This is a genomic window from Pseudoalteromonas sp. UBA6610, assembly GCF_002433295.1.
GTDB classification, from domain to species: Bacteria; Pseudomonadota; Gammaproteobacteria; order Enterobacterales; family Alteromonadaceae; genus Pseudoalteromonas; species Pseudoalteromonas atlantica.
The window spans coordinates 26,867-38,998 of sequence record NZ_DJHW01000111.1 but is presented as its reverse complement, the minus strand read 5'-3'; the positions used below and the strand labels follow the sequence as shown (position 1 = coordinate 38,998).

Below are 12,132 nucleotides of genomic sequence, written 5' to 3'. Positions count from 1 at the left end.
ACCGCCCCTAGTTTGAACAAATTTCAAACTGCAAAGGTCAACAGACCCTATTTGAGTTACTTTTTATGCACCTTGCTCAACACTTAATCTAAACGGCTTCATTAATAAAAATTAAAGCAAAAAAAAGCGGCTTTACTATAAAAGTAAAGCCGCTTACACACACAATGATTGGGTGTAACTGTGATTTTTTACGTTACGCTGGGCTCATAAACTCGTTAATTTGTTCATGAGTCAGTGTAGGTGTAGCACCGGCACTTTCGGCCACCATAGCACCTACTGCACACGCAAAATCAACAGCATGTTGTGCACAATCGCTACTACAAAGCTGATAAATTAACGACCCTAAAAACGAATCACCCGCGCCTACTGTATCCACAACGCTAATTAAATAACCTGAGTTATAGTAATTTTCGCCTTTTATGGTTAGTAGTGCACCGTGGCTGCCTTTAGTTACACATAAGTATTCGGTGTTAGTTTGCTGTGCAATAAACGCTAAGTTTTGCTCAAGTGAATGGAACTTACAGCCCATTGCTTTGGCAATTTCATAAAGCTCTTCATCGTTCAATTTGATGAAGTCGGCTTTATTCATTAAATCTACTAATGTGTCTAACGTGTAGTGTGGCGCACGTAAATTTACGTCAAACACTTTAAAGTTAGCTACATCAACTAATTGGTTTAATGTGGCAAGTGAGGCTTCGCTTCGGCCAATAAGGCTGCCAAATACAAATACATCACTGGCTTTTACTTTTTCAATAAGTGAGTCTGTAAGCTCAATGTTATCCCACGCAGTGTCGGCAACTATTTCGTAGCTGGCTGAGCCGCTTTTATCTAAGGTAACTTGTACTGTGCTGGTTTTTTTGTCGTTATTAACGCCAATGTATTCGCAGCTTACGCCTTTGCTTTTAATTTCGCCTAGTAGCTCAGTACCGAGTTCATCGTTACCTACAGCGCTTATCATGTCGGCTTTAATGCCCAGTGAGTTAATACGCACACACATGTTAAGCGGCGCGCCGCCTAAGCGTTTATCGTTTGCAAAACAATCCCATAGTACTTCGCCAAAGCAACTTACGCTTACGTCTTTACCTTGTTTAGAATCAATTAAAATGCTCATTATTAGTTACCTTTAGGCTCAAGCACGTTATTCATAATTGCTTTAATTTTGCTAGCCGGTGCGTATAACGCTTCTACATTGTTTTTGTAGTGAGACGTAAAGGCACTTTGCGTGTTTAAATCGCCAAATAAGCTAGTTAGCGATAAAAATGCAAGGTCATCAGTCGCCGTTTTAGCCGCGGCTTCATGTAACTCGCTTTGCATTGCATCGATTATTTCAAGCCTATTGCCTTGCTCATCTTCGCCTTTATCGCTGTAAAAACACCATGCAGCAATAACCAGGGTCGCAAGTGATACATCACGGCCATGGGCTAGATTTTCGTTAATAGTGGCAATTAAAAACTTAGGTAGCTTTGCTGCGCTTTCTGAACAAATGCGCGATAAGCTGTCTTTAATGTTTGGATTAGCAAAGCGCTCAATTAGCGTGTCTTTGTAGATTTCAAGATCAATGCCTTCTAATTTTTCTAGGTTAGGCGTTACTTCTCTATCCATAAACGCACGTAAGTACTTAGCAAATAAAGGATCTGATACTGTTTCGTCAATTGTGCCGTAGCCATGTACAGAGCCTAATAAACCCAGTACCGAATGGCCTGCATTTAATAAGCGTATTTTCATGGTCTCAAAAGGTGTTACGTCACTTACAAATTGTGCGCCAACGCTATCCCAATTTGGGCGTCCGCAGCAAAATGAGTCTTCAATTACCCATTGAGTAAACGACTCACAGGTAATTGGCCATTCATCGCTAACACCGTACGCATCAACAACGTAGTCGATATCGCTCTTTTTAGATACTGGCGTAATACGGTCAACCATTGCATTTGGGAAAGTTACGTTAGTAGCAATCCACTCGCTTAGCTCTTTGTCTTGCTCGGCCGCAAAGGCAAGTAGCATTTTACGCGTTACATTACCGTTGTGCTGAATGTTATCGCACGACTGTACTGTAAACGCATCAAGGCCTTGTTCTTTACGTAGCTTTAACGCAGCAGTAATGTAGCCAAACGCCGTAATTGGGTCGTTCGGGTTATTAATGTCGTTAATAATGTCTGGGTTTGAGTAATCAAACTCACCCGTTACTGGGTTAAAGTTATAGCCGCCTTCGGTAATGGTTAACGACACAATATGCGTATCGCTGTGCGCAAGCTTATTAATAACCGCTTGCTTGTCCTCTGGAGCAAACAAAAAGTCAATCATAGAGCCAATAACTTTGTTATCTATTTGCCCGTTTGGGTGTCTTACCGTTAGCGTGTAAAGGTAGTCTTGTTGCTTTAAAATATCGCGCAGACCACGGTTACCTTCTAATAAGCCAACACCACAAATACCCCACTGTTCAGCACCTGGCGTTTTTAATAGCTCGTTAATGTACACCGCTTGGTGAGCACGGTGAAAGCCGCCCACACCAATATGAACTATACCCGCTTTTAGCTTACTACGGTCGTAGTTTGGTGTATCTACATGGCTTGGCATATCTGCCAAGCTTTGTTGGTTTAGCCCTTTAACAAGAGCGTCAGTGTGCTGGTGTTGCGTCATGGTGCGGCCTTACTAAAACAATATAAAAAATTTAAATTAAGATGCAGTATTGAGTGCTTTATGGCGCAATAGCGACCAGTAAGCGGTTGCAAAATAAATAATGGTGCAAATAAAACATGCAATTTCAAACTGAGATTTATTTCCTGCGTAAATGCTCATGCTGTCACTAAAAAACATTACTTGGCTGGCAAAGCCAAAAATAATAAGTAACGAAACAGTCGACACGCCATTTAACATTTTGGTTAGCATTGAGTTATCAACAACTGGAGCTTGAACGTTTTCTGCAAGTCCTGCTTGGTACTCTTTAATGTCTTGCTGCTCTTGCTCTTCTGCTGCAATTTCTTTGCTGTAGTCTTCACCTGCGCCATATTTTTTAGCCAGTAGCGTGTAAATAACAATGGTGAAAACCCAAGTAGGAATAAATAAGTAGTAAAATGACATTACATCAATCGCATTTAAACCAAAGCCAAACACTAGTGCTAATGCCCAAGAGGCAATGGCTGGTACGCTACGTGTAATGTTTTTGTATTTAGCCCAGTAACGGGTTAAACCAATTTTAGGAAATAAAACATGCTCGGCAAATACAATGCCGCCTACAGGTACTACTAATAAGCCTGCGTAAGTTAAAAGCGGTAACATTTGCGAAAATACAAACGGGAAACACGCAATTATAACGGTTACAACACCGACAATTGCGGTAGTGCGCTCACGCGATTGGTCAACAAAAATAGATTGTGCTGCAAGGCCTGCACGGTAAAGGTTAGCGTTAGCTGTAGTCCAGCCCGCAATAATTACAATAACAAAGCCTGTCCAGCCTAATGCGTGGTAAGCAACGTCACCTGGGTCAAGTGATGAAATAGTTGTTTTAAGTAATACCGCAACACCTGCGCCCATAATACCGGCCGATATCCATGCTAAATAATGGCCAAAAAACATACCTACGCCTGAAAACAAACCGTAGCTTTTGCGTTTAGCAAATCTAAAAATTGCCATATCAATTAAGCCAAAGTGGGTAATAGAGTTTGCAGCCCATGCAAAACCAATAACCTCTAATAAGCCAATACCTTTTTCGCCATCAGCGGTGGTACCGGTCCAAATAGAAGAATCCCCTATCGCCATAAAGTCATCAAACCCTGTTAGCGTGGTCACTCCTAATACATGATTAGAAAGCTCAGGGAACAATGCAAACGAGCCTGCTATAAAAATAACAAATAACCATGGCGCACAAATTTTAGAAAAATCAGCAACGGTTGAAAAACCATACATAGCCACAAATACAACAATAGAGCCAACCGATAAAACAATGGCCACAAATGCTAAGCTGTTAGGGTACCAATCGAGTTGCGCGGGTATATCAAACAAAAACCGCACTGCGGTTGCCGATACCGTGATCATGGCGGCGGATATCACACTAAATATGACCACGTTTGCCCAGTTATAGAGCTTGGTCATTGAGTTACCCGCAATTTTATTTAGGTAGTTGTATAAACTTAAGCGTGTTTCTACCGCAATTGGAGAGGTAATTAACCACCACGAACACATAGCTAATAGGTTACCAATTAATAAACCTAATAAAATGTCGATGGTCGATGCCCCTAATGCAACAAAGGTTGCACCAATAACAAACTCGGTTGCAGCAACGTGTTCACCAGCGTATAAACCGGCAAAGTGCTTCCAACCATGAAGCTTATGATTAGCAACGGGCAATTGCTCTTCGTTAACATCGTTAAATGTTTGTGTGTGTGGACTTGATGCCATGGTATTTTCCTATTGTTTTAAGCACAGCCCTAACTAACCTGAACTCTGGATAATAAATCTATCTCAAGCAGCTATTTCCAGCGCTAACTACGTTAAATTTACTTGCAATAGGCTAGCTATTGACGCGTAATTTCGCCTTGTTTTCACTGTAAATCTCTGGCTAGAGAAAATAAACATAGATATCACTTTTGATTTAATATGTTAGTAAATCTCTTAACCAAAGTTCAGGTTAACTATTAATTTAAATAAGTGTTTTTTATTTAAATTAATAGTGAGTAAATCACCGTGCCTTTTTATAATGCTACTACTATAACTAATTAATAATTAATGCATTTTTACGTTAAGCTTTGTCAGTGTAATAAAGCTCAACGTTGATATTCTATTACTGTGTTTGTAATGCTGGGTACTGCTTATAAAAGTCATCCCAATGCGTTAAATGCGCTACCTCTGGGTAAGCTTGGTGAACAAAGTTCACTGCATCTTGCATATGCCCACCCCCGCTGTAATGCAAAACCTGCATATTGGCGGCAAGTGCGGCGCACACGCCGGCTTTTGAATCTTCAATCACTAAACAATTTTGTGGCTTCACGCCCATTTGCTCAGCGGCATGTAAAAATAAATCGGGCGCTGGTTTACCATTCTTTACCTCACTTGAGGTAAATACCTTATTAAAGTGCTGCGATAAATTAACCACATTAAGCGCTTTAGCGGTGCGTTTAGGGCTACTGCTTGTTGCAATACAGCAAGGTACAGATAATTGCTCTAGCACGTGTTTAATGCCGTTAGTTGGCATTAATGCAGTTTCGAACTCGTTTAATAGTGCTTCTCGGTAATCGGCTTCAAAGCTCTCAGCTAAGGTCACGTTAAAGGTATCGAATAAGTTTTGGGTGACTGTTTTAAAATTACAGCCCAAAAAATATTGTTGTACATAGGCTCTGTCAATATTAACGCCAATCTCTGCAAGCATGTTTATTAACACTTGCGCGCTTAATATTTCGCTATCTATAACAACGCCATCACAATCAAAAATAACTAATTCTATTTTAGTATTCATATTGCCCCTTTTTATGCACCTAGTTTGGTGCAACCTTAACTTGAGCATAAGCCCAGCAGGTGAGCATATTCTCTTTATTGTTATAATAAGTCAACATCTTGTTAGTGAAAAACGCACCACAGTGGTGAATATTTATTCATTAAATATGAAATTGTCTGTATTTTCATTGATTTCAAAATTGCAATTACGACTAAGGTCGAACATTGCAAAACCGCTATTTAGAAAATAGAAGGCAGCACGCAAACAGCAATCTAAATTTGTGATTACTCCAATCTAGACAATCAATTTTACCGAACTCACTTTTGTTAATACACTCGTTAACAGTTAAACAGCCAGCAACACTGCCGGCACTTTTATACAGATGAGGTCGACAATGAATACTCAAAAAAACACGATTAATAATAAATCTACGTTAACGCTAAGCGCATTAGCTTTAGCAATGGCATTACCTGCAAGTGCCGCAACTACCCTTACTAAAGACAACGGCGCAGCTGTTGGCGACAACCAAAACTCTATTACCGCAGGTGAGCGCGGAAGTGTATTACTTGAAGACGTACACCTAATTCAAAAGCTACAACGTTTTGCACGTGAGCGTATTCCTGAGCGTGTAGTGCATGCGCGTGGTACTGGTGCACACGGTGTGTTTGTAGCGTCTAAAGAGTTAGATGATTTAACAATTGCAGCGCCATTTGCAGAAGCGGGCAAAGAAACTGACGTATTTGTACGTTTTTCATCAGTAATTCACTCAAAAGGTAGCCCAGAAACACTACGTGACCCACGTGGTTTTGCTACTAAGTTTTACACCGACCAAGGTAACTGGGATTTAGTAGGTAACAACTTACCGGTATTCTTTATTCGCGATGCGATTAAATTTCCAGACATGGTTCACTCGTTAAAGCCATCACCGGTAGATAACATTCAAGATCCTAACCGCTTTTTTGACTTTTTCTCATACGAGCCAGGTTCTACTCACATGTTAACGTGGGTATACAGCGACTACGGTACACCAGCAAGCCTACGTAAAATGGACGGCTGGGGCGTACATGCTTACAAAATGATTAATAAGTCAGGCGATGTTAAATACGTTAAGTTTCATTGGGTAAGCCAACAAGGTATAGACAACCTTGATGCTAAAGAAGTAAACGAAGTGCAAGGTAAAGACTTCCAACACTTAACACGCGACCTATACAGCGAGATTGGTAAAGGCAACTTCCCTAAGTGGGATCTATACATTAAAACCCTTGATCCGTCGCAGTTAGATGACTTTGACTACAACCCATTAGATGCAACAAAAATGTGGTTAGACGTTAAAGAAACTAAAGTAGGCACCATGACCCTAAACCGTATGCCAACTAACTTCTTCCAATCTACAGAACAAGTTGCTATGGCACCGGCAAATGTAATTCCGGGTATTGAGCCATCTGAAGACAGACTATTACAAGGGCGTGTTTTCTCTTACGCTGATACGCAAATGTACCGCTTAGGTGCTAACCACCAGCAATTGCCAATTAACCGTGCAAAAGTTGAAGTGGTTAACTACAACCAAGACGGCGCAATGAACTACGGTAATACAACAAGTAACGTGAACTACCAACCAAGTCACGAAAACGTTGCAGAAAACCCAATTGCACGCAGAAGTAACACAGAGCTTAAAGGCTACGTACAACAAGCCGCAATTAAAAAGCAGCAAAACTTTGCTCAAGCGGGTGTACTTTACCGCAGCTTTAGCAAGCAAGAGCGCACTAACTTAGTTAACAACTTAGCCGGCGATTTAGGCAAAGTGAAAGACAGCAAAGTTATGCACAAAATGCTTAGCCACTTCTACAAAGCAGATAGCGAATACGGTACACGCTTAACTAACGCTGTAAACGGCGACATGAAACAAGTTAAGCAACTAGCCGCTAAGCTTTAATATTTTACCCAACCTGTAAGTTATTGAGGAAAGCCTAGCTTTCCTCTTTTTTAAAAAGGTAAACAGTATGCGTAAATTACTTATTATATTTACTTTAGTGATGAGCTTTTCAAGCTTTGCCAATGAGCCACAAAGCCCTGTAACGGAACAAAGCACCGCCCAGTCGCAATACGACAGCTTACTTGCTTATTACTTTGCAGCCGCACGCACCGACGACACCGCCGTAATAACGCAATTTGTAGATGCTGGCATTCCTATTAATAGTTACAACAACAAAGGTTACACCGCGCTAATGATTGCCACCTACCATGGCAATAAAAATACGGTAAACACCTTATTGCAACTAGGCGCTAATGCATGCCTTGAAGATAACCGCGGTAACACAGCCCTAATGGCCGCCATATTTAGAGGCGAATTTAGCATAGCTAAAACACTTGTAGGCCTTGATTGCGACAACGCACATCAAAACAAAGCCGGTCAAACAGCCGAGCAATTTGCACAAAAATTTGGCCAACAAAAAGTGCTCGACTTATTAGCACAGGTAAATAATGAAAAATAGATTCAAATGAGAAGCCCTACTCTATGGGCTTTCATTTACCTTAAATACTTTTACTTATTCTAATAAAAGTTTATTTATTAATGCTTCATGCTCTATCCCTGCTTCAAATTTTAAAGCGCGTATAAAGTCCATAGAGTTAGCAGGCCTATTTGGGTAACTATTATTTTTCCAGATCGACCTGAGCGCGCGAATAATAGGTTTATCACCAATAACAGCTCGTAACTTGGCAAAGACAATGGTTGATCGAGAATATTGATCGAAACCTTGTGTAGCATCAACCAAGGCTAACTTTTCCTTTATATTCATTAAAGCATTTTGCTGATAACGTGATGTTTCATACTCTACAAGCGCTTGCATGGCCTTTTTCCCATAACGTTGCTCTATAACAACAAGCTCAATGTACTTTGCTAAAGACTCCACTAAAAAAGCGCTATCTGCAAATACTCCATTACCAATATCATGTCCAAACCATTGATGCGCAGTTTCGTGAACTGCACGGCGATAACGTTGATCAAAGCCTGCATTAGCACTTGGCTTTGATCTAAAACCAACACTGTCTTCAATAAGTATAAGCTGCGGCAGTGCATAACCTGTTACACCAAGCCTAGGCGAGCCTATTAAACTTAATTGTTTTGCTCTATAAGGGCTTATCTTATTAAGCCATTTTATTGTATCGCCCATTGCGCTAAGGTTTACAGCTATAGAATCTGCTCGTGCAGGCTCATTTTTGTCTTTAGCAAACACGTTTAACATCACGCCATTTTGCTGCTTGGTAACAGGGGAGTAAGGCACCGTCACCCAAGCTGGGATTGCATTTATGGGTGTACGAGTCTCAAAATGAAATATTTCGCGGTCATCTTTGCTGGTACGTGATATTTCTTCTCCTTGGGTTATAACCTGATAACCACTTGTTGTACTCACTTTACTAGACATAGTAAGCCACTGGTAATGAGTACTTGCTTTCGCCGTTTTAGCAAATAGCTTCGTGGGTCTAATAGACTGCTTCACTTTAAGTGCGTGTTGCTGCCGAAGTATAGGATCGGTTAATTCATAATTATCTTGATAGCCAACAGTGGGCAATAAAGGCACTGATCTTATATAGCTAAATTCAGGGGTTATTATCTGATGGCCTCTCACTGGCCAAAGCTTAGCTTGATGAACATAAAACCGTGTAACTAGTTTACGTATTTCTCCTGGCTGCATTTCATTCTCAAACTGAAACACAGCTTGATTAAGCAAGAGAAAGCTTTTAGCCCTTTGCGCGCCATCGATTTCAATATTAGCCCATTTATAAAAACCTGCACGCCCAATCAATACCTCTTTAATAGACTCTTGATGAGTGTTTTTTAAAGTATATATTAAGGAAAAATGAGCCTGCTGCTTTTGTGGGTAAAAGTCTACATTTGCATCAATGTGAACAATTCTTGGCTGTGCTACATTGCGCCATTGTGAAAAAGACTTTTCGTACTGTGCTTTAAAAGCCTCACGCTTATGCGAGTTGGTTAAAGGCTTCTCTTCAACTAGTCTTAAATGCAATTGAGTAAATAATGCCACAGTGATAAGCAGAGGAATGAATAACCAAAAATGTTTAACCCCCAATACTCTTCGGCTCAACCCAGTACCTCGGTGATTAAAAACTCCCGTAATTATAACTAGACTTATACACGCCACTAACCAAACTGATATATAAGGCCAATAACTACTCATACTTGCACGATAACCCCAAAAGTTATCTGGTGCTTGCAAAGGCGTCCAACCAACACTCCACAATGTATGTGTAAGACCAAAATAAGTCATTATTGGTGTGAATTTGATTAGTAAAATAGCACCAATTAGCAAACCGGCAATAAGCTGCGAACGACATAAATTAAATACGCACAAAAATACACATGCAATGATGGTAAGAGGAATAAACATCAAAAATAAAATGCTCAAATGTGCTTCCAATTGATACGCACTGTGTAAAAACCACTGAGCTGCACTTGCACCTAACAAGCTCATTGATAAAAAAACCAATATCATCGTACCTAATACGAATAACTGACTGATTATAAAGTAATATGTTTTAAGGGGGGTGGCAGCAATTAGCTCTGCTATATTATAGTATTTGGCGAAACAGCTTACTTCCCAGCTCCACAAAGCCAACAATAAAGTCCCAATTAAAAGTTGCATATCAAATGCATAATAGCTAATCGCATCTAGACTTGTGGTGCTCATAACACTCATTGGTTCAACATACCCTGACGACGAGGCAACACTGTTAAAAACCATCACTGGCCAAATAAGAATAATCAGTAACGTTATAGGATGTGAAACCAAATTAACCAGTGTAATTTTATATAAACTGGCCATCATCAAAAATGGTTTTTGTATGACCCTAGCTGTTTTATATTCAGCGAGTTCTAACATGTTATGACGAATGTATTCGTTAGTACTTTGACCTTTATTAGCTTTTTTATTCTTTAAAATTGTATTTTGATTAAGAGTAATCAAAAAAATACCAACAGCGAGCAAACTCACGACAACGCGATTGATGGCAAACGAAGCTCCTAATGAATTAGTTAAACTGTTTATTACACCGGTGTATGCAAAAGGGTCAAGCCAAATAAATAATGTATAAAAGCTATTGCTTATAATACTGCTTCCAGCAAGCATTGGGTTTCCGGTAATACTTGCAAGCACTATATAGCCTACCCACAGCACTGCAAAAAAAACATAATTAGGTAATGAAGTTGCTGATTTATGGCAAATATAAAAAGCAATCACAACTAACAAGCAGCTATTAGGTAACAATACTAAAAAGCTACTAAATAAAGTAAAAGAAGCCGTATTTGGTATATAGCCTAATTGCCTTATATGCATGAACGCCATTATTAAAATAGCGCTTAAGCTGATAATGAAAACCAAGCAAATCAGTATGCATACCCTTGCTAAACTGCGCTTAAATAAGCTAGCTTGCGTAACGGAAATAAGCTCCTGCATAGACGCGTGTTGATCTCGTAAAAATATAACGGGTGCCAATACTCCCACAAGCATAGGTAACTGCATCATTTGTAGCATTGTAATATTTAACTTAAATTGTTTTAACGAATCAACCTCAACCGTTGCAAACCCATATGACAACATAATCGCAAATATTAAAGGGATAATTATACAAAGCCAAACAAGTGGTTGGCGCACTGCATATCGCCACTCATTAAAAATCAACATGTTTGATTTCCTTTATTGAGTGAATAAAAGTACTTGTCTTGAAGCGTGGCGGGCGAGTTTATCGCATTTTGTGCAGGCGCCGTATCTGCATAAACACGAAATGAAGATCTTCCATAGCGATAGCTCTTACTTAATACATGCTGATTTGGTATGCCGGTAGGTAAGCTTTCAAGCTGCCATATCTTACCGTCTAAAGTAGTTAGTAACTCTTTTACGTCTCCGCTTTGTATAAGTGCTCCTTTGTCTATAATGGCTGCGTAGTGACATAAACTTTCTATATCTTCAACAATATGGGTCGATAACAGTATCAATCTGTTTTGGCTTATACTTACAAGCAAATTATTTAGACTTTCTCGTTCCATTGGATCAAGTCCTGCGGTGGGTTCATCCATAATAATTAGCTTTGGGTCTCCTAATAAAGCCTGAGCTACGCCAAAACGTTGCTTCATTCCTCCCGAAAAATTAACAAGCTTCTTATTAGCAAACTGAGTCAAATTAGTCAGTTCAAGTAAACTATTAATTTGGTTTTTACGTGTATTACCATCTATACCTTTTAACACTGCGATATGCTCAAGTAACGCTCGACAACTCATATTGGGATATACGCCAAAATATTGTGGTAGATAACCTAGTTGCGAACGAAGTGCACCTGGTTGGCTAATCACATCAAGGCCATTAAAATTAATGTATCCGGAGTCTGCATTTTGTAAACACGCAATTGTGCGCATAAGGGTTGATTTACCCGCGCCATTTGGCCCAAGTAGTCCTACCATACCGGCGGGTAGAGTGATCGTCACATCATTCAAAGCTTGCGTACCATCTACGTATTTTTTGTTGATATTTTTCAATGTAAGCATTAGTTTCATCCTTAGTTGATATAACACCAGCTTAAGAAATCAAGTTGAAACAAGCGAACATGTAATGGTTAACGCATTGAAATAAATGATGAAAACGAAAAAGTGACGTTGATCATTTAAATATGTACTTTCATCATAAAAATAA

At 39.7% G+C, this 12,132-nt stretch carries 8 protein-coding genes; 2 read left to right on the top strand and 6 right to left on the bottom strand.

The window, feature by feature from the left end:
• Positions 1-193 precede the first annotated feature (193 nt).
• The 4 genes from B4F91_RS14810 to B4F91_RS14795 all read right to left on the bottom strand — a co-directional run bounded on the left by B4F91_RS14810 (position 194) and on the right by B4F91_RS14795 (position 5,449).
• The gene (locus B4F91_RS14810) at positions 194-1,111 is read right to left on the bottom strand and encodes a carbohydrate kinase family protein (RefSeq protein ID WP_024032786.1); all 918 of its coding nucleotides are present in this window, start codon (positions 1,109-1,111) and stop codon (positions 194-196) included.
• Positions 1,112-1,113: 2 nt separating this feature from the next.
• A complete protein-coding gene (locus B4F91_RS14805) occupies positions 1,114-2,637 on the bottom strand; it encodes a mannitol dehydrogenase family protein (RefSeq protein ID WP_286938529.1) in 1,524 nt (507 codons plus the stop codon).
• Between the two features lie 36 nt (positions 2,638-2,673).
• Positions 2,674-4,395, bottom strand: coding sequence for a purine-cytosine permease family protein (locus B4F91_RS14800; protein WP_286938527.1), 1,722 nt, complete (start codon positions 4,393-4,395; stop codon positions 2,674-2,676).
• Between the two features lie 382 nt (positions 4,396-4,777).
• Complete coding sequence (locus tag B4F91_RS14795; protein ID WP_055255470.1) at positions 4,778-5,449, bottom strand: HAD family hydrolase; 672 nt, start codon at positions 5,447-5,449, stop codon at positions 4,778-4,780.
• Between the two features lie 373 nt (positions 5,450-5,822).
• Between B4F91_RS14795 and B4F91_RS14790 the strand changes: the two genes are divergently transcribed.
• Positions 5,823-7,361, top strand: coding sequence for a catalase (locus tag B4F91_RS14790; protein WP_004587093.1), 1,539 nt, complete (start codon positions 5,823-5,825; stop codon positions 7,359-7,361).
• A gap of 67 nt (positions 7,362-7,428) precedes the next feature.
• The gene (locus B4F91_RS14785) at positions 7,429-7,920 is read left to right on the top strand and encodes an ankyrin repeat domain-containing protein (protein WP_286938525.1); all 492 of its coding nucleotides are present in this window, start codon (positions 7,429-7,431) and stop codon (positions 7,918-7,920) included.
• A gap of 54 nt (positions 7,921-7,974) precedes the next feature.
• Here the strand turns inward: B4F91_RS14785 and B4F91_RS14780 are convergent, their stop codons facing one another.
• Both B4F91_RS14780 and B4F91_RS14775 read right to left on the bottom strand, forming a co-directional pair.
• A complete protein-coding gene (locus tag B4F91_RS14780; protein ID WP_286938524.1) occupies positions 7,975-11,130 on the bottom strand; it encodes a M1 family aminopeptidase in 3,156 nt (1,051 codons plus the stop codon).
• Entirely contained in the window at positions 11,124-11,987 is an 864-nt protein-coding gene (locus B4F91_RS14775; RefSeq protein ID WP_286938523.1) for an ABC transporter ATP-binding protein, read from the bottom strand. The genes B4F91_RS14780 and B4F91_RS14775 overlap by 7 nt, the downstream gene beginning before the upstream one ends.
• Positions 11,988-12,132: the final 145 nt, after the last annotated feature.